The sequence below is a fragment of the Archangium sp. genome, from assembly GCF_036277355.1.
GTDB lineage: Bacteria > Myxococcota > Myxococcia > Myxococcales > Myxococcaceae > Archangium.
Genome location: NZ_DASUNC010000139.1, coordinates 15,216 through 34,244, shown reverse-complemented (window position 1 = coordinate 34,244; position 19,029 = coordinate 15,216). Strand labels below are relative to the sequence as shown.

At 68.6% G+C, this 19,029-nt stretch carries 11 protein-coding genes; 7 read left to right on the top strand and 4 right to left on the bottom strand.

From position 1 onward, the window contains the following. Positions 1–313: 313 nt before the first annotated feature. Positions 314–4,195, bottom strand: a complete 3,882-nt coding sequence (locus VFZ09_RS33405) for a tetratricopeptide repeat protein (RefSeq protein WP_329731783.1) — start codon at positions 4,193–4,195, stop codon at positions 314–316. Positions 4,196–5,192: 997 nt separating this feature from the next. Next, entirely contained in the window at positions 5,193–7,280 is a 2,088-nt protein-coding gene (locus VFZ09_RS33400) for a neutral/alkaline non-lysosomal ceramidase N-terminal domain-containing protein (RefSeq protein ID WP_329731782.1), read from the bottom strand. A 169-nt stretch (positions 7,281–7,449) separates the two neighbouring features. Between VFZ09_RS33400 and VFZ09_RS33395 the strand changes: the two genes are divergently transcribed. Next, positions 7,450–8,067, top strand: a complete 618-nt coding sequence (locus VFZ09_RS33395) for a glutathione S-transferase family protein (RefSeq protein ID WP_329731781.1) — start codon at positions 7,450–7,452, stop codon at positions 8,065–8,067. A 213-nt stretch (positions 8,068–8,280) separates the two neighbouring features. Further along, entirely contained in the window at positions 8,281–12,255 is a 3,975-nt protein-coding gene (locus tag VFZ09_RS33390; RefSeq protein ID WP_329731780.1) for a DEAD/DEAH box helicase, read from the top strand. Positions 12,256–12,290: 35 nt separating this feature from the next. On the opposite strand, the gene VFZ09_RS33385 is transcribed toward VFZ09_RS33390, so the two are convergent. Beyond that, complete coding sequence (locus tag VFZ09_RS33385; RefSeq protein ID WP_329731779.1) at positions 12,291–13,457, bottom strand: polymer-forming cytoskeletal protein; 1,167 nt, start codon at positions 13,455–13,457, stop codon at positions 12,291–12,293. 117 nt (positions 13,458–13,574) lie between these two features. Then, positions 13,575–14,633: a hypothetical protein gene (locus VFZ09_RS33380; protein WP_329731778.1), complete on the bottom strand. Its 1,059-nt coding sequence runs from the start codon at positions 14,631–14,633 to the stop codon at positions 13,575–13,577. Positions 14,634–14,884: 251 nt separating this feature from the next. Here VFZ09_RS33380 and VFZ09_RS33375 point away from each other — a divergent pair, with 251 nt between their 5' ends. The 5 genes from VFZ09_RS33375 to VFZ09_RS33355 all read left to right on the top strand — a co-directional run bounded on the left by VFZ09_RS33375 (position 14,885) and on the right by VFZ09_RS33355 (position 18,815). Further along, the gene (locus VFZ09_RS33375; protein ID WP_329731777.1) at positions 14,885–15,562 is read left to right on the top strand and encodes a hypothetical protein; all 678 of its coding nucleotides are present in this window, start codon (positions 14,885–14,887) and stop codon (positions 15,560–15,562) included. A 269-nt stretch (positions 15,563–15,831) separates the two neighbouring features. Next, complete coding sequence (locus VFZ09_RS33370; RefSeq protein ID WP_329731776.1) at positions 15,832–16,392, top strand: hypothetical protein; 561 nt, start codon at positions 15,832–15,834, stop codon at positions 16,390–16,392. Between the two features lie 18 nt (positions 16,393–16,410). Continuing rightward, positions 16,411–16,866, top strand: a complete 456-nt coding sequence (locus tag VFZ09_RS33365) for a hypothetical protein (protein ID WP_329731775.1) — start codon at positions 16,411–16,413, stop codon at positions 16,864–16,866. Between the two features lie 71 nt (positions 16,867–16,937). Further along, a complete protein-coding gene (locus VFZ09_RS33360) occupies positions 16,938–18,218 on the top strand; it encodes an amidohydrolase family protein (protein ID WP_329731774.1) in 1,281 nt (426 codons plus the stop codon). A 45-nt stretch (positions 18,219–18,263) separates the two neighbouring features. After that, complete coding sequence (locus VFZ09_RS33355; protein ID WP_329731773.1) at positions 18,264–18,815, top strand: peroxiredoxin; 552 nt, start codon at positions 18,264–18,266, stop codon at positions 18,813–18,815. Positions 18,816–19,029 lie beyond the last annotated feature (214 nt).

Here is a 19,029-nt window from a genome sequence, read left to right as displayed (position 1 = left end):
GGCGGCCTGCTCCGGCTTCTTCGTCGAGGTGGTGCTCACCCTCCACCTTCAACCAGAACTCGCCTCCCCTCTGAAGGACCACCTGGGGCGTCACCCCTCTGGTCCACCCTCTACGGTGGGATACTCCGACAAGCTCCTAGGCTTCGCGAGGACCGCTGGGATGCCCATGAGCGCACCCTCATCTTCGGCTCCACCTCCTGGTTCTCCCCAATGCGACTTTTGGAACCAGACGCTCGGACAACAGCATCCTATCTGCTCCGGTGGGCGGCTTTCCACAACCTCCTGAACCAGAGAGGCCAATAGTTGCTCAGGTTTACCGGCGAACGGTGCTCTTCGTGAGGCGCTCGAAGGTGGCGATTCGCCTGATGAGCATCCGCGAGTAAGGTTGATGGAGTGATTTGTGAAGCAATTGCGCTTGGTCGAGCATATGTTTCGCGAGGTGCTCGAATGAGTGCGGGTTGCATTCGAAGAAGGGCCAGAGTTTGTTGGCAGCTTCCTCAGCGACCGCCAGCGCCTCCTCTGTCCATCCCATTTCGCTTAACATGCTACTGAGATTGACTAGGCTCCCGACGAGGGTATGGACGACTTCAGGGTCACGCTCGGCGAGAGGACGGCTAATGTCGATAGCTTCGCGAGTCGCTGTCAAGGCATCTTCCATACGCTCCTTCTCCATCAAGATGGCGCCGAGGCTCATGAGACTCAGTGCGAGGTAAGGGAGGACCGCGTCGGGGTTTTTCTCGGCGAGGCGACGGCGAAGGTCTACGGCTTCGCGAATTGTCGCCAGTGCCTCGTCCTTTCGATCCATGTCGTACAACCCTGCGCTGACGTTGTGGAGGCTCGCAGCGAGGCCGGAGAGGAAGGCGTCGGGATTGTGCTCGGCGAGGATGCGGTAGTGCACAGCGGCCTTGTTCGCCGCATCCAGCGCTTCCTCTTGGTGTCCCAATCGACGCAATGTGTGGCTGAGGTCGATGCGGCTCGCAGCGAGGTCGTGGAGGAATGCGTCGGGGTTACTCTCGGCGAGGCGACGGCGAAGATCTACGGCTTCGCGAATCGCCGCCAGCGCCTCGTCCTCTCGACCCATCTCGATTAGGCTATCGCCTAGGTCGATGAGGCTCTCGACGAGGTCGGGGATGAATGCATCCGGATTGCGTTCGGTGAGAGTGCGGCGAAGGTCAACGGCCTCGCGAGTCGCCGCTAATGCTTCCTTCGGGTGCCCACTGCTTCTCAACCCTTTGCCAAGATGGGAGAGGCTTGTGGCGAGATTGGGGAGGAAGGCGTCGGGATTGCGCTGGGCAAGGAGGCGATAGTGTTCGAGGGCCTCGCGAAGCGACGCTAATGCCTCTTCCCAGTACCTCATCCCAATCAATCTTACGCCAAGATTGGTGAGGCTCGCGGCAAGGATGGGGAGGAAGGTGTCAGAGTTGATCTCGGCGAGAGAGCGGCCAAGGTAGACGGCATCGCGAGTCGCCGCTAGCGCCTCCTCCCAGTACTCCATATCGCCCAACGTGATCCCGTAGTAGTTGAGGCTTGTGGAGAGGCTGAGCCCTAATAATGGGTTGGGGTTTCTCTGGACGAGGAGACTGAAGCACTCGACAGCCTCGCGGGCTGCCGCTAGTGCTTCTTCTTTGCGCCCTAGCGCACGTAACCTCATACTGAGTTCACTGAGTCGCCGCGCCCGCTCCTCCTGTATGCCCTCGTCCGCTGATTCTGGAACAGCCATGAGCAGCGTCCGCTGTGTCCACTCGGCGATTCGGCATAGTGACACCGTTGGGAAAGGCAATATGGCCTTGTCCAGCGTGCGCGCAACCTCGAGATCTCCTGCCGCCTCAACCAGGTCGGCGAGCACCTCGCCGAGCGGCGAGAACGCGGTGCGCAACCCCACGGACTTCGCGGCGTTGAGCGCCAGCGACGCCCGTTCCAGCAGAAGCCCGGAGAGCATCCGCTCCATCCAAGGCCGCATCAGCGCGGGCGAGACCAGAGACGCGCGTCCGAGTACCTCCAAGCCGGTCTGTACGGCGCTTGTATGGTCGTCGGGAGGGAACGCTCGCTCAATCCAATTGGCTGACACTCGATGCTCTTTGAGCGGCGGGGCAGCAACGCGCAGCACCATTGCTTCACCGAGGAGGTCAGGCTCTAGCGCGGGCAGATACATCTCCCCCCTAGCGCGCTCGTAAACTCGATGAAGCAGCCCAAGCACCGCCTGTTCTTCGTCAGACGGCGTGTGGTCGAGGAGTCGTTCGGCGGCAGTGCGTGCATCGTTTCGGTCGGCGAGTCCACCACGGAGCGTGGCAACAGCCACCATCTGGCGGGCTAGCCACTGTCGCTCTGATGTTTTCACCTCGTCGGCTGTAGCGCGCGATGCCCAGAACCGCTCCTCATGGTCGAGTATGGCATCCATCAACTTGTTCGGGGCAAGTTCACATCCCTCGACGAAAGCGATTGCCGCCATGTGGAGGTATAGCACTCGCTCGAATAGTTTATCGCTAAGAGTAGGCAGTGGGCGTCCACCGATGGGATTCGTCTTCTCTGGCGAGAAGGCCGCCACCGCGCGGCAGAAGAGTTCCTTGCGCTCGACCTCGTTCGTAACGAGTGGCTTCAACTCGTGCGGCGGTGTGGTCACGAGCCAGTTTCCCATCCCTGTATCGGTCTGCCGCAGCGCTGTCCACCAGTCGCCGCAGTTACGAGCCAGCAACAGGATGCGCATTCGCCGGAGGGCACGGCTCCCTTCCTGCTGCCGGTAGTCCTGAGCACGCTGGAGGATCTTTTGGAGTCCTTGGCGGCTCTCGGCATAGTCGAGCACGACTACGACCGATTGACCGCACGCCCATAGACGTTCCAACCAATCCTCGGCAGCCGTTGCTGCCAAGAAGCCGGCGGCCCACCGCGCCGCCCGTCGCTGTCGTATCCATTCGATGGCGAGGCGGGTCTTGCCTACCCCACCCTCGGCATGGATGAGGCGCACTGCCATTGTCGGCCCTTCGTCACACCAGCGATTTAATTCGGCGAGGATATCGGCGCGGCCCGACTCTTCGAAGCCCACCGCTTGATACCGCGCAGTGAGGAGAGCGGATGGAGGTGGGTCCGCCGGCATTTTCTCGGTGCCGGGAACAAGGAGGTCGTCCACGCCAGGAATCAACTCTGGGTCTAAGTGCGAACGCAGAAAGGCCAGCAGGCACTCGGCGGAGGCGCGGGCGGCGAAGTCCTTGAAGAGATCATCTCGGCCCTCGTTGCCCAAGTCCATCACGCCCTTCATCACTAGCGCATGAAGTGGTCGCCCACGGTTCGGTTGCAGCGCGTGGGCGAGCGCGCCAACGGCCGCTGCCTCCATCTCCAAGCCGAGCGTTTTGCGCATGCTGTCGGTCACAAAACCCCAGTACGTTTCGTCTTCGATGACACCGCTGCCGCTGCCGATGGGGGCCACATGGACGCGGAATGGCAACTTGCTGTCCTTGCCAGCAACTGAAATATCAGGGAACTGGCCTCGATGAGTGACGAGCAGTTTCTCGATGTGCGCCCGGCCCTTGGTCGAGAGTTGGAGTTTGTCCTTCTCAAGGAGCTCGGAGGCCCACAACCTTTCGACAACCTTCGTCCACTGCGGACAGGCCACATCGCACTCGGGGAGACGCCCCGGGTTGGTGACTCCTTCGAGCAGTTTCGCGAGTAGCCAACTCTCCTGCCATGCGTAAGGCACCGGGCGCTCAAGCCACCACTGCTGGTAGCGTAAGTGGGCGGCGAAGTCGAAGTGCTCAATGGCCACCTTCCAGTCATCACGAAGGTTGTACGTCGTGATGTCCGACTGGAAGTCTGCGGAGAGTTGCTTGCCGACGTCGTGGAAGAAAAGCCTGTCGGCGGCAATGACGTCGCCCAAATTGGTCTTGCCGGGACGCCCCGCACAGACTCCGCACATGGCGATGCACACCGGATCGTAGGCTTGGACGAGTTGGTCGAGCGCATGGGTGGCCGAAACTGCGCCCATGTTCGCGGTCCGAGCGACGGCGACGCGCAGCGGTCTCTCGCCGCATCCCTGGAAGTTGCGGAAGGAGACCAGCAGGTTGTTGGGGCTCTGGGCGTCCTTATCCCAAGTAGAGCCTGGCCACGCGCCGGCCTCCACTTGCAGCACAGCTCCGTACTCTTCTTTCACGGCCGTTAGAATGACCACGTCGGCCCGTCGGGTGCTGTTCTCGGCAGTATGCATGCGGCGAGTATACTTGTTGTCGAGCTTGCTGGATGAGGGGAGGGGGCAGGCGACAGGAGTTTTTTTGACCCACTTACGTCACTACAACTGCCCCAATCCCAGGGCTGGTTGTCCTGCATCGAGCCGCTACGTCGTTCTACTGCGTACATCCGCCCGCCCTCGCTGCTTCTTGATCGAGGGCGAGCGTAGGCGCCTGCCGAGGTTCCGCGCTCGGGTTCGGCTCCGTTGCCAGAGGCCTCGGCACGTCCCGGCTCAGTAGCCCGGCCTTCTTCTTCTGCGGTTCACGGTTGTGTGCCATTCCTTTTGCCTGCGGACGCGCCGCCGCGTCACGGTGATGTCCACGATGGAGGAACACCGCTATAGCGTCTCAGGAAAGTAATGTCCGCTCGGACGCCGCGTGGATGCCTACCACCGCGGAGCGGTCGTCGAGGCCGAACACGACGCCATCTGCAGGAAAGACCACTTCCTGCGCAGGCTGTGGCAGGGCTCGGACCTCCCGATCCCGCCAGCCCTGACATTACTTTGCTGAGACGCTATAAGTAGGTAGCCAAAGTTCCTTTACAAAAAGGAACGGCCTTCAATGCGGCGGGAGAGGACTCCTGCCTTGCGCATCGGCTCAGCGTAGGCCCTCCGCGTTATTGTGTCGGGGACTTTTGGTCACCTGCTTAGTTCGAGTTTCGCACTTTTTGGGTAGGCTCGAAGGGGGGCGACCTGAGACTCCTGCTCACCCAGTACGCGTGCTCACCCAGTACGCGGTGCTCTTCTTGGTGCTTGTCCCTCTGAAACTCTCGGGGAGACTCCTCATCGAGAGCGGCACCATCTGCGGCAGGGAAGCCATCACAGCTCAAGCCATGGGGGAAACACCGAAGGAGTTTCCGCGAACCTTCGTGAGCCATGGGTCCTCCGAAAACACCCGTTTTTTCCTCTGGAACTACGTTTTCCCTCTGCCTACCGTCAGTTGGGCCCCTGAAAAAGTGCGAAACTCGAACTTAGACGCCTATCGGTCCTCCGGGGGGTTCGCCACCAGTTGGCGCTCGGGCCACTGGGCCCCCGGAGGTGGCTGCACGCGGACGCCTCGCGGACCCAGGGCCCGGAAGCGCACCGTCCGCCCCACCCAGTGCCTCCAGTCCTCGAGCATCACCGACCAGCGCCAGTCGATGTGGTCCTCGTCGTCGGTGAACTCCAGCAGGAAGCGCTGATGCTGGTCATCCACCGGCAGCCCTCGGCTGTGCAGCACCTCGCCCGTGTCCGCGTCCTCCAGTTGCACCCAGGGCCCTCGCCCCAGCTCCCGGTTCTCCTGTGGCGCCCAGGCGAACCAGCTCCCTCGTAACAGCAGGCGTCCCCGGAACAGTCTCGGCTCGTCGAAGCGGGGCCGCCGGGGCCAGTAGGGGAGGGCATCGTTCATCGGCGGTCTTGGGCTCGAGAGCTCCTCGTGCCCGCCCCACCTCACCGGGAAGCGTGCTGCGTTCGAGGGGACGCGCCCGGGTGCGCTCCCCGCAAGGGCCCGGCAGTGCTCGACGAGCCAGCGCTCCGTGTTCCTTCCCCAGATCGTGCTGGAGCCCTCGTAGTGCTGGCGCTCGTACTCGGCCCCCGTGGTGAGGTAGCCCACGTAGTCGCCACACACGCCCGCGACCATCACCTCGCGTGCCCCCAACTGGCGCAGCTCCCGGCCCAGGCGGTTGCCCAGCCAGGACGTGGGCTCTCCTGGCAGCCCCATCAGCCACACGCTCCCCACCTTCAGCAGCCGCAGCGGCAGGGCCGGCGGCTGGTACTTGAGGAGATCCGCGAGGATGCTCTCCAGCAGGAGCGGCGGCTCCTTGGGCCACTGTGGATCGGTGTCCCCCAGCGTGTTCCGCATCCCCTCGCGGAACAGGATGGGAATCCCTCCTCCCAGCTCCGAGCCGCCGAGCGTGGGGCCTCCCACCTGCGCCTCGCGCGGCAGCCGCGTGCCATCCGACAGCGTGGCGTCGCGAATCGTGGGCTCGTCGAAGTGGACCGAGAGGCGCACCGACGTCTCCGCCCGTGCTCGTGCGGCGCCACACGCCTCGTAGAGACGCTGTCCCAGCTCCTGGCCCACCTTCTCCGCCAGCTCCAGGTTCCGCGTCCGGCCGTGGCGCTGCCGCTTCAGCTCGTCCACCGGCATGCCGGGCAGTGTCGGGTCCGAGTCCCCGATGGTGCCCGCGGCGAGCCCGAGCACCGGCTCGGTGCCCGGCTCCGCACGGCGCATCAGGTGCTCGGCATGGTGGGTGGCCACCCCGAAGAGGTCCGCGCTTCCCAGGGCGTGGTTCAGGGCGAGCATCGCCGAGTGCACTCCGAACGTGCCGAAGGCGCCAATCGGCCGGTGGGGCGCCTGCGCCTCGTCGGCCCAGAGCACCTGCACCCGCGGGTCCACGAACACCTGCTCGAGTGCGAGCTCCGAGGGCATGTCGGATGGCGTGCCCTCGGGAAAGCCCAGGGCCTCCGCTTCACGGCGGAGCGCGGCGTCCTCCTGGCCAGGGAAGTTGTCGCGGGAGGCCTTCATGCTCCGGTTGCGCGAGTACCCCCAGAGCCGGGACACGCCATGCCCCACGCGCGCCGGGCGCAGGCGCTCGCAGGCCTCGCGCACCCCCCGCTCCAACTGCTCCACGAGGTACGCCACCCCCCGCGCGTCCAGCCCCGGCCTGGGTTGCGCGAGGGAATCGTAGAACGGACTGCCGTAGAAGTTGCCCGGTCCGCTGTGCGTGTGCGTGCCCGTGAGGAAGAGCCGGCCGATGTGCAGGCCCAGTGACGCGGTGCGCTCCGCGAGCCTCTCCGCGAGGTAGCGCGAGCCCGCGTGCAGGTCCGCCGCGATGAGGGCCACCCGCTCCCCCTGGCCATCGTCCAGCACGAGCACGCGCGCGTGGAGCCGCCCCCACATCGCACGCATCCTGTGTCCGGACAGCGACCAGCCCGCCGTGGGCGTGAGGAAGCCGGGCGTGATGTCCACCCTCGCGGCTCCGGCCCGTAGCACACCATCAGTGAACGTTTTCCCGGGCGGGACGCGCGCGACCTCGAGCTCCTCGGGTGGCTCCTCCAGGCCCAGCACGATCGACGGAAGGCTGGTCATGACGTGTCTCTCCTCTCGGGTGGCCTACCTGCGGACACGCTTGCGCGTCACGATGATGTCCACGAGCCACCCGGGTGTGCGCTTCCGCTCCATGGCATGGAAGGCTGGCGCAACCCCCGGGGGCTTCTTATAGCTTCGCCCCGCTTCAACCCCCACAGGAGGCACGTTCATGAAGGTCTACGGTCATCCGTACAGCACTTGCACCCGCAAGGTGCTCACCACGCTCGCGGAGAAGGGCCACGAGGCCCAGTTCGTGATGGTGGATTTGATGAAGGGCGAGCACAAGGCGCCCCAGTACGTGGCGAAGCACCCCTTCGGCGTCATCCCCTACTTCGAGGATGACGGCTTCACCATGTACGAGTCGCGCGCCATCATCCGCTACCTCGACGCGAAGCTGCCGGGCGAGAAGCTCACCCCGAGCGATCTGCCCTCGCTCGGCCGCATGGAGCAGTGGCTCAGCGTCGAGCAGTCCTATTTCTCCTCGAGCGCCATGGCCATCGTCATGGAGATGTTCTTCAAGCCCATGAGCGGCGGCAAGCCCGACATGGACAAGGTGAACAAGGGCCGTGACGGCACCGCCAAGGCGCTCGACGTGGTGGACCGCGCGCTCATGTCCCAGGCCTACCTCGCGGGCGACCGGTTCACCCTCGCGGACATCTCCTGGATGCCCTACCTGCAGTACCTCTCCGCCACGCCCCACGGCACCCTCATCACCGAGCGTCCGCACGTGAAGTCGTGGTGGCAGCGCCTCAGCACCCGTCCCTCGTGGAAGAAGGTGAACGGCTAGTTCGTCGTCCCCGCGCGGGTCCGGAGGCGCGCCCCACGGTGCCCCGGACCCGCCCGGTCCTGGTTCCCGGCCAGGACGCGGCACCTCCTCCTCCCAGACTTCGCCGAGGCCTCGCGCCTGGAGCGGATGGCTCGCCCGGCCGGACGCCCGGCGGCCACCAGTCCGAGAACGTGGACGCGGACAGCCCCGCTTTTCGACGTTATCTTGGAGGTCATGCCGAACGCATCACCGCAAAAGTCCACCTCCCTGCCCGGCAAGTGGCTGCGTCACTGGCTCACCCGGGAACAGCTCCAACTGCTCGCGGGCGACGACCTCTACGCCCAGGGCGCGGCGCTGGCCGCCAAGGACCGGGTGCTCTCCTGGTTCGCCGTGACGGACGTGCTGCACGGAGAGGTCCGCGGCCGGGGCGGCCATCTCCCGGTGTCGGTGTCCGCGAACGAGCAGGGGCTGCTCGGCAACTGCCCGTGCTCCCGCTTCCAGTCCGCCGTCATCTGCCAGCACGTGGTGGCGCTCGGGCTGGCCGTCCTCGACGCCCTCCGTCCCGAGCAGGAGGCGGAGGCTCCCCCCGGACAGGGGGAGGCTCCGCTGCCCAGCCCCGAGGAGGTGCCGGGCTGGCTGGAGGCGCACCACGTCCCCCATCTGCGCTCCCTCCCCGTCTCGGAGCTGGAGCCGCTGCTGCCACGCGGGTTCGGCCTCTCCCGCCAGCTCTTCCTCCTGGAGGAGTACCCGGTCGCTTCCATCCTGGACGGCTCCCGGCCGCTGCCCGAGGCCTGGTCCGGGAAGGATCGGGAGCTCTTCAAGCGGGCCGCCTGGCTCCGGGCCCGCCTCGAGGCCCACCGGGTGGGTCTGGGGCTGGAGCTGGAGCGCACCCGCCGCGGGTTTGCGCCCCCCACGGATGAGCGGCTCGAGCCCCTCGTGCAGCTGCTCCAGCGCGAGCGGGCCCGGGTGCGCGAGCACGCCGTTCCCCGCCTCCTGCCCGACAACGAGCGGGTGCTGCGCTTCCCGGAGGAGCGCCCGGTCGCGCACGTCCACGAGTCCGGCTACGGGCGCTCCGCGGCACATCATCTCCCGGAGCACTACCAGCGGCAGTGCGTGCGGGTGGACCTGGCCCAGCTCCTGGCGGAGGAGGAGGACGCCGTCTCGTGCTCGACGTGTGCCGTGCTCGGGCCGGCGCGTTGCATTCACGCCCTCACCGCGCTCGAGCTGCTGCTCGCCGCGCTGGGGGACTCGCGGCGGGCGGGGGAGAACGCCCGGCTCGCCGAGCGGCTCATCGTGGCGCCTGGCCGGGCCCTGCTGGCCGCCCTGGACAAGGTGGGGCTCGGGCTCCGGGCCCGCCAGGAGTCCGCGTCCACCCCCGCCCAGGTCCGCTTCCGGCTGGAGGGCTTCGCCCAGGGAGAGCCCCGCCTGCGGCCCTACCTCCACCGGCCGTTGAAGCGGGGCGGGCTGTCCAAGGGAACGCCGGTGGTCCCGCGCGACGAGGCCGAGGCCCGGGCCGCGCTCGTCTCCCCCGAGGAGGTGGAGGCCTTCGAGCTGTGCCGCCTCGTGTCGAGGATGCAGGAGCCGGGAGATCGCCGGCGGTTGCTCGTCCAGGCGCTGAAGCTGCTCGAGCACCACCCGCGGCTGGTGTTCGAGGCGAAGCCGGAGACACCGCTGCGGGTGCGCTCCGCGCAGCTCGGCTTCACCCTCGAGGAGGGGGCGGAGGCGGTGGAAGGGCTGCGGGTGCGCCCCACGTTTGGCGGCGAGCCGGTGTCCATGCGCATCCTGCTGAAGTTGATGGCGGGGCGGGCCCCGCTGCCGTGGCTGTACGTGGAGCCGGAGCTGCCGCGGGTGACGCTGGTGTCCGCCTCGCCCGAGGCCCTGGCGGTGCTGGCGCCGGTGGTGGAGTACGGAGGGCGCCTGCCCGCCTCGTCGCGCGCGGAGCTGCTGCACCGGCTCGGGGGGGTGGAGTCCTCCATTCCCGTGTCCCTTCCCCCCTCCCTGGAGGCGCGCGAGGTGCCCGCCACGCCCGGGTTGTTGCTGCGCCTGCGGCCCACGGGAGGGGAGTCGTTGGAGGGCTGGCTGCTGGTGCGGCCCCTGCCCGAGGCGCCCCCGCTGGTGCCGGGCGAGGGCGCGGACGCCGTCCGGGGCCTGCGGGGCACGGAGCGGGTGCGGGCGCGGAGGAACCTGGAGGCCGAGCGCGCCGAGGCGGGCGCGCTGCTGGAGCGGCTGGGGCTGCCGGTGGAGACGCATGGCCACTTCCTCCTGGAGGGCCCGGAGGCGGCGCTCGGCTTCCTGGAGCGGCTGGAGCCGCTGACGGGCCCCTCGCTGCGCGTGGAGTGGGACGAGCGGCCGTGGAGCGTGGTGCGCTCGCCGGACGCGCGGGGGCTGAGGGTGGAGGTGCTCCGGGAGCACGACTGGTTCGGCGTGCGGGGCGGCGTGGAGTTGGAGGGCGAGCGCGTGGAGCTGGCCCTGCTGCTGGATGCACTGCGGCGCGGGCAGCACTACGTGGCGCTGGCGCCAGGGCGCTGGATGCGGCTCACCGAGACGCTGCGCCAGCAGCTCACGCCCCTGGCGGACCTGGCGCACCCCTCGCACGGCAAGTGGGAGGTGAGCGCGGCGGCGGCCCCCATGCTGGACACGCTGGCCGAGGTGGGTGCCACGGTCGAGGCTCCCCCGGACTGGCGCCACCTGGCGGCACGCATCCGCGAGGCCCAGAAGATGAAGGTGCCGGTGCCCCCGGCCCTGAAGGCCCGGCTGCGCGACTACCAGCGCGAGGGCTTCGTCTGGATGGCGCGGCTGACGGCCTGGGGTGGGGGCGGGTGCCTCGCGGACGACATGGGGCTGGGCAAGACGCTGCAGACGCTCGCGCTGCTGTTGCACCGCGCGGAGGCCGGCCCGGCGCTGGTGGTGGCGCCCACCTCGGTGTGCTTCAACTGGATGCGCGAGGCGGCGCGCTTCGCTCCCTCGCTGAAGCTGCACGGCTACCGCGAGGCGGAGCGCGAGGAGCTGCTCTCCGGCCTGGGCGCGGGGGACGTGGTGGTGGTGAGCTACACGCTGCTGATGCGCGACGCCGAGCGCTTCTCCGAGGTGTCCTTCGCCACGCTGGTGCTGGACGAGGCGCAGGCGGTGAAGAACCCGGACACGGCGCGGGCCAGGGCGGTGCGGGGCCTGAAGGCCGAGGCGCGCATCGCCCTCTCGGGCACGCCGGTGGAGAACCGGTTGTCGGAGCTGTGGAGCCTGTACCGGCTCGTCTTCCCGGGGCTGCTGGGCAGCCGCGAGTCCTTCCGGACGCGCTTCGCCGGGCCCATCGAGCGGACGAAGGACCCCCAAGCGCGCGCGGCGCTGGCGCGGGTGGTGCGGCCCTTCCTGCTGCGGCGCACCAAGGCGGAGGTGGCGCGCGAGCTGCCCGCCCGCGTGGAGACGGTGGTGCCCATCACCCTGTCCGAGGGCGAGCGGCGGCTGTACGAGGACACGCGGCTGGCGGCGCTGGCGCGGCTGGCGGACGCGAAGGGCCCGAAGAAGCGTTTCGAGGTGCTGGCGGCGCTCACCCGGCTGCGGCTGGCGGCGTGTCACCCGAGGCTGGTGGACGGGGACTCGCCGCTGCCGGCCTCGAAGCTGGAGCGGCTGTTGGAGGTGGTGGAGGCGGTGCGCGCCGGGGGCGGGCGGGCGCTCGTGTTCAGCCAGTTCGTCAAGCACCTGGCGCTGGTGCGCGAGGCGCTGGAGGGGCGGGGCGTGCCGCTGCAGTACCTGGATGGACAGACGCCCGCGGCCGAGCGGGAGACGCGGGTGGCGGCCTTCCAGCGGGGCGAGGGGGACGTCTTCCTCATCTCGCTCAAGGCGGGGGGCACGGGCCTCAACCTCACCGCGGCGGACCACGTGCTGCACCTGGATCCGTGGTGGAACCCGGCGGTGGAGGACCAGGCCACGGACCGGGCGCACCGCATCGGCCAGACGAAGCCCGTCACGGTGATGCGCCTCATCTCCGAGGGCACCATCGAGGAGGCCATCCTCGCGCTGCACGAGGAGAAGCGGGACCTGGCCAACAGCCTGCTGTCCGAGGCGGACGGGGCGGCGGCGCTCTCCACCGAGCAGCTGCTCGGCCTGCTGCGCTACGGGGCCGAGGGGGAGGCCTCCGCCGGAGACGTGCTCGCGGCGCGGCCGGCCCGGGCGCAGCGAGGCGCGGCGGAGCGGGACCTGTCACCGGGGTGAGTCTGGCAGGAGGATGAGGGCGCGCCCCGGCTCGCTCACACCGGAGCCCCGGCCGGCTCGCGGCCCCTCAATACGCCGAGGAGCAGCGCCCCCAGTCCGAAGAGGATGGTGGCCAGGGCGACGAGTCCGCCCAGTATCGGCACGCGCCCCACCAGCGTCAGCAGCACCAGGCCCAGCAGCAGCGCCACGGCGAGGTGGGCCCCCGTCTTGTGGAAGCGCTCGAGCAGCCACCGGCCGAGGAACAGGCCCACCACCGGGAAGGACAGGGCGATGGCGAAGCCATAGAGGGCCAGGATGAAGAGGCCGATCCACCAACCGCCGAGCAGCAGGCCCACGAGGAAGACGAGGCCGGCGAGGAACGGGACGCTCACGAAGAAGGCGGCCCCCAGGCCCAGGCTCGGCAGGGGCCGCTGGCGCAGCATGGCCGTCACCCGGTGCGCGAAGCGGGGCGTGAGCAGGGAGAACAGCAGCCCCAGCGCGAACAGCCCCACCAGCGAGCGCAGCCAGAGGTAGAGGCCCATGGCCGGTCCCCCGCCCTTCTCCTGCCGGGGGGCGAGATGCTCCACCGTGCCCGACACGACGGCGCCCGAGGCGAGCTGTGCGTCCTTGTCACTGCGGTAGCTCAGGTTCCCGCCGACGCGGGCCCCGTCGGTGAGCCGCAGCGTGCCCACCTCGGCGTGCGCGTCCTGGCCCACCGGGGCCGCCAGCGTGAGCGTCCCCGCGGCGGCGCGCAGCTCGCCCTGGACGGGGGCGTAGAGCCGCGCATCGCCCGAGAGGAGATAGAGATCCTTCCCCACCCGGGCCTCGGGGGTGAGGCTCAGGTTGCCGGCGGCCAGCATGGCGTCCTCGCCCACGGGCCCGCTCACGGAGAGCTCGCCGCCCGCGGCCCGCAGGCTGCCGCGCACCGGGGTGGAGATCCGGTTGACCGAGGCGGCGGACATCACATCCCCCTCGACGGTGCCGGAGATGTCCACCTCTCTTCCCATGGCGATGACGTCGCCCCGGACGGTGCCCTGGATGTTCACGACGCGGCCGAAGGCATAGAGGTCCTCGTCGATGACCTCCTGGGGGCCCACCTGCACCACGTCACCGCTGCGGAACTCGGCGGCCCGGGCCAGGCCGGGCACCAGGGCCCAGAGCACCAGCAGGGAGGGGAGCCAGGGGAGCCAGGGATTCCGGTGCCGCTCGGCGTTCGTGGACATGATGCAGCCCTCCCGCGTGTGACGGTCCATGTCCAACGCTGGAGGCTCCCCGTCGACAGGGCAAGGCACGAGCGGCCATGCCTTCCGCCGCAGGCCCCCCGGAGCGCGGGCCTTCGCTCAGGGCCGCGGATGGGCCTGGAAGAAGAGCCACATCTGCCCGGTGGCGTCGAGGTCCTGCGTGGTGTTGCCGAGGCCGGCCTCGGGCGGAATGAGGCCCCCGGGCCAGGTGTGGCCCCCGCCCTGCACGGTGCAGAGCGTGACGGCGGTGCCCTGGCCGCAGTGGGTGAGGGTGCTGCAGGTGCTGTCGCCCTGGTCGTAGGTGGGGATGGCGCCGTCGAGACAGACGTCGAGGCTGGCCCAGCGCGCCACCGAGTCCTGCGCGGAGCGGTAGGGTCCGCCGAGGAAGGGGAGGGTGCCGCCCTCGTAGCGGATGACCTGGTCATCGGTGCCGTGGAAGTGCATCACGGAGACCGGGCGCACGGGTGAGCAGGGCTCGAAGCCCGCCATGCCGGCGATGGGGGCGATGGCGGCGATCTGCCCCGCGCGCTCGCAGGCGAGCCGGTAGGAGAAGAAGCCGCCATTGGACAGGCCGGTCGCGTAGATGCGTTGGGTGTCCAGACACACGCGCGTGTCGAGGTCCGCGAGCATCGCGTCCACGAAGGCCACGTCGTCCACGCGCGGGGTGGCCATCTGCGCCGGGCCGCAGCAGATGCCCGCGTTCCAGCTGCGCGTGTCCTCGGATTGGGGGTCGTTGGTGCCGGCGATCTCGTTCTGGTTCAGCCCGCGGGGATACACCGCGATGAAGCCCCGGGCCTCGGCCTGTTGGGACATCTGGCTCAGGTCCTCCTGCTCCTGCTCGTTGGAGGCGTAGCCATGGAAGGAGAGCACGGCGGGCGTGGGCCGGGTCGCGTCGTAGTTCTGGGGGACGTGGACGTGGAAGAAGCGGGTGCGTCCCTCGTGGGTGAGGCTCCAGTTGTAGGTACCGGGGCCCACGGTGAGGCCGCTGCAGGAGGTGCGTTCGGGAAGGGGCGCCGGGGCGGGGGCCGCGGGGGGGCCGTAGTCCGGGACCTGGGGAGGGGGCTCGGGCTCGGGGCCCGCGGAGCGGCCGGTGCAGGCCGTCATGGACAGCAGCGCGGCGGCGCCGAGGATGTTCAGCAGGGAAGGGCGAATGGTCATGGCGCCCTCAGCACTAAGGCACCGGTGCGCGGTCGGCAGCACGTGGCTTCGCCTTCTCCGGGTATCGGGCCGGCAGTGAACGCTCCGGTCCGGGCATTCGACGCTGGAGATGTCGTCCCGTTGGAAGAGGCCTGCCCTCGGGTCGGAGTGGGTGGGACCTCACCTGGGAGGGCATGGTCTTCCCACGCTCCTCGTCTTCTACTGCCTCCTGACTCCGTGGCTTGTCCGGGTGAGCGGAGCGGGAGATGCCCGTGAGTGCCGTCATCTGGAGGATCGGGGACACATCCCGTCTGCTCCCGGGCGAGCACATTCTACGCCCTGATATCGCCGATGCCTCCAACCGGAGCCTCTTCGAGATCAAACCCTGGAATGCTCAGGGCCTTCAGGAAGGCCGCCAGGAGGCACAGACCTACCTGGCAGCATTGAATCGGGCGCTACGGGTCGGCAGACCCTTTACAGGTGGCACGGGGTTCAGCGGGGAGATCCTGATTCGTTTCGCACGGGGACAATACATCTGGCGCCTGGAGTGGCAGACCACCGAACCAGGAGTGGTCCAGTATCGGTGGACCCGTAGTCAGCAACGATTCGAGTCCGAGGCAGCGGCCTATGAGGCCGGGCAGTGGGTGGAACTGACGGAGCAGGAGTTGCGGCAATACGGAGCGTGGGTGGGCCAGGCAGTGGAGGATATGCTCAACCGACGCGAACGGCTCGCCACCTTCAGCGGAGCCGTTGGCATCGTCATCGAGGTCGTGGGCAACGCCGCGACGGGCTTCTTCTCGGGGGCGATTTTCGGTCGGATGAACGTGGATTCGGGGGGAGCCCAGCGGCCTCCGGCGCAGGGCGGTGGACAGCTTGTCCCTTTTCCCGCGCGGCCCATACCTGCCACGCCCCCTGTGCGGGTGCCCGCTGCCGCGGCCCTTCCTCAATGACGACCCGCTTTGCTAGGAGGCACCTCATGCCGTCCGAACAGAGGTCTTCGCTGCAACTGCCGTCTTTTCTGCATGGGCTCTATCCTTCGGTCTGCCAGAAGACGAAGACGGAGGGGCTGCGGTGTGGAGAGCAGTACCGGAAGGACGGCTCCTTTCCCGCTCCATGTCAGATGATAGGGGTGGCTTCCAGCGAAGTGGTCCTGACCCACGGAGTGGCCGACTTTCAACACGAGCGACCGGTCTGGCGGCTGTACATGGTGTCGGAGGTCATGCTCGCCTTGTCCGAAGCCCCAGAATGGCAGGACCCATTTCCCGTGAGGGATGCCTACGAGGCATTCTTTCGTGAGACGGCCTGGGGGGCGTTGTACTTCGCGACGTCACAGGATGCGCCGAGGAGCGCGGAGCTCTCGGCACTGCGCCTCCAGGCCGTTCTGCGTTTCTGGGAGCCGCTCCAGTCCGCGCGCTACCTCTTCAAGACCCTGGGGGCCGCGCTCACCCTGGAGGAACTGATGGTGGCCTCCTGTGGCTGGGCAATGGATGCGTGGTACCCGGAGGGTGGAACCTCGGTGCATGCACGCCTGAAGACGGCCGCGGAGCGCATGGCGCGAGCGACGCGGGAGGACAGCCTCGAAGCCATTCTCCGGCAGATGCCTCGTGCCCTCTCGTATGCCCGCAACCTGAAGCACCGCCATGTCGTGGCCGATCCCTCCTTCCAGCGCGAGCGCCTCGCCGCGCTCGACTCTGCGGCATTCGAGCGTGTGTCCGGTGCGTGCACGGCGGATCTGCTCGAGAAGCTGTATGACTGGGAGCACGAGCTCGGCCTCCACTAGAAGGTGACGCGGATGCCCATGCTCAGCACTCCGTTCATCCTGCTCGCCCACGCGGCGGCCACGCTCTTCATGGTGGGGCTCATCTGGTTCGTCCAGGTGGTGCACTACCCCCTGTTCGCCCGGGTGGGCACGGACGGCTTCGTCCCCTACGCCGCCGCCCACGGTGTCCTCACCGCCTGGGTCGTCGGCCCTCCCATGGTGCTGGAGCTCGTCACGGCCGTCTGGCTGGCGCTCCACCCCCCACCCGGGGTGAATCCCGTGGTGCCCTGGGTGGGCCTCGCCCTGGTGGCGGCCCTGTGGCTGTCCACCTTCTTCCTCCAGGTGCCCCTGCACGAGTCCCTCCGCACGGGCTTCCAGCCGGATGTCTGGCGGCGGCTCGTCGTGACGAACCTGTTGCGCACCGCGTTGTGGACCCTCCGTGGGGGGGTGGTTCTTTTCCTGCTGTGGCGCGCCATGACGCGTTCGGAGTGCTAACCTACCGCCCGGTCGGCGTCCGGGGGCGGGGCGCGCTGACGTAACACGGTTTCGGACAACCGGAGGGACGGGTGGGCACGCTCCTGAAAGGTGGCATCGTCGTCGAGCTCGAACCCGCGTGTGTCGAGCGGGTGGACCTGCGCATCGAGGGCGAGCGCATCGTGGCCCGGGGCCCCGAGCTGCAGGCCGCCCCGGAGGACGAGGTCCTCACGCTCTCGGGCAAGCTCGTCTTCCCGGGCCTGGTGAGCGCACACCAGCGCCTCTCCGCCAGCCTCGGGCGCGGCATGCCCCGGCCCAAGCTGGACGGCTACGAGGAACTGCTCGAGAAGGTGCGCTGGCGCTACGAGGACGCGCTGGACCTGGACGCGGTGCAGGTGGCCGCGACCGCCGGGGGCCTCGAGGCCCTCCAGTGCGGCACCACCACGCTCTTCGATCTGCACTCCTCGCCCAAGGCGGTGCAGGGCTCGCTGCTGCGGGTGGGGCGCGGGCTGCACGAGGTGGGCATGCGCGGGGTGCTCGCCTACGCGGTGACGGACCGGCGCGGGGCGCTGGGGCGCGAGGAGGGCCTGGAGGAGACGGTGGCCTTCACGCGCAAGGCGCGCGGGCGGCTCCGGGGACAGGTGGGCGCGGCGCCGCTCTTCACCGTGAGCAAGGAGGGCCTGGAGGGCATCGCCGAGGCCGTGAAGAGCACCAGCGCGGGGCTGCACGTGCCGCTGGCGGAGGACCCGCTGGACGAGAAGCTCTCGGTGGAGCGCTATGGCTCCTCGCCGGTGATGCGGCTGGTGGACGGCGGGCTGCTGTCGCCGCGGGCGCTGCTGGCGCACGTGGGGCACCTGGCGTGGCCCGAGCTGGCGCAGTTGTTGCCCACGGGCGCGTGGCTGGCGCACACGCCGCGCTCGAACATGGAGGCCGAGGTGGGTTACGCCCCGGCGTTGAAGTTCGGCCACCGGGCGACGCTGGGCGCCGACAGCGTGAGCGCGGACATGTTCGCCGAGGCCCAGGCGGCGTGGCTGCGCTCGCGCGACGCGGGGCAGCCCATCGACGTGCTGCGCTACCTGGCCAACGGGCAGCGCCTGGCCTCGCAGACCTTCGGGCTGCAGGTGGGGCAGATGCGCGAGGGCGCGGTGGCGGACCTGCTCATCATGGACTACCTGCCGGCCACCCCGCTGACGGCGGAGAACCTGGCCTGGCACGTGGTGTTCGGCCTGGGCTCGCGCCACGTCGAGTCGGTGATGGTGGACGGGGTGTGGCGGGTGTGGGCGCGCCGGCCCCTGTCGGTGAACCCCTCGGTGGTGGCGGAGCAGGCGCGCGAGGCGGCCGCGGCGGTGTGGGCGCGGATGAGCGAGAAGTAGAGGGCCCGGGTTGCGCCGCAAACGGCGAAGCCGTTAACTCGGGGCATGCTCATACCCACGCTCGTAGCGGGCTTCCTCGCGGGAGCCTCCCCCCAAGCCGGGGACGTCGCGCCGGACTTCACGGTGGAGGACACCGCCGGCAAGTCGTACACGCTGTCGGAGATGGTGAAGCAGGGCCCGGTCATCCTGGCCTTCTTCCCCAAGGCCTTCACAGGGGGTTGAACCCGCGAGCTCTCGGCGTACCGCGACCGTTACGCGGAAGTCGAGAAGCTCCACGGCCAGGTCCTGGCCGTCAGTACCGATGACAAGAAGACGTTGGCGGAGTTCAAGGAGTCGTTGAAGGCGCCCTTCCCGTTCATTCCAGATCCAGAAGCGAAGCTGACGGAGCTGTATGACGTGAAGACGCCGGTGTTGAAGCTGGCGAACCGGTACACGTTCGTGATTGGCGAGGACCGCAAGGTGCTCAAGGTGGAGTCCGGCAAGGACGCCATCGATCCGAACGGGGCGATCGTGTCCTGTCCGCTCCGCAAGCCGAAGGCGGAGGCCGGCGCGGCGGTGAAGGAAGCCGGCAAGGCCGCGGAGCCAGGCAAGAAGTAGCGAGGGACGGGGTGAGGGTGCCGGAGCCCCCGGGTTCCGGCCCCTCCGGGTCCCTGGGAGAGGGTTCGATTCACCTCCGTGAATCCCCTCTCTCCGAGCCGAGGCGCTCTCTCCGAGCGGTACTGCCGGTCCCTCGTCTCGTGGATTTTTCCAAGAAGACAGCAAGAGCGCAGTGCCAGTGCACCGTCATTGCAGTGTCAGTGCACCGTCATCG

Excerpts from the sequence above, each read along its gene's own strand:
- VFZ09_RS33405 (WP_329731783.1), bottom strand. The coding sequence starts at position 4,195 with ATGCATACTGCCGAGAACAGCACCCGACGGGCCGACGTGGTCATTCTA.
- VFZ09_RS33400 (WP_329731782.1), bottom strand. The coding sequence starts at position 7,280 with ATGACCAGCCTTCCGTCGATCGTGCTGGGCCTGGAGGAGCCACCCGAG.
- VFZ09_RS33395 (WP_329731781.1), top strand. The coding sequence starts at position 7,450 with ATGAAGGTCTACGGTCATCCGTACAGCACTTGCACCCGCAAGGTGCTC.
- VFZ09_RS33390 (WP_329731780.1), top strand. The coding sequence starts at position 8,281 with ATGCCGAACGCATCACCGCAAAAGTCCACCTCCCTGCCCGGCAAGTGG.
- VFZ09_RS33385 (WP_329731779.1), bottom strand. The coding sequence starts at position 13,457 with ATGTCCACGAACGCCGAGCGGCACCGGAATCCCTGGCTCCCCTGGCTC.
- VFZ09_RS33380 (WP_329731778.1), bottom strand. The coding sequence starts at position 14,633 with ATGACCATTCGCCCTTCCCTGCTGAACATCCTCGGCGCCGCCGCGCTG.
- VFZ09_RS33370 (WP_329731776.1), top strand. The coding sequence starts at position 15,832 with ATGCTCGCCTTGTCCGAAGCCCCAGAATGGCAGGACCCATTTCCCGTG.
- VFZ09_RS33365 (WP_329731775.1), top strand. The coding sequence starts at position 16,411 with ATGCTCAGCACTCCGTTCATCCTGCTCGCCCACGCGGCGGCCACGCTC.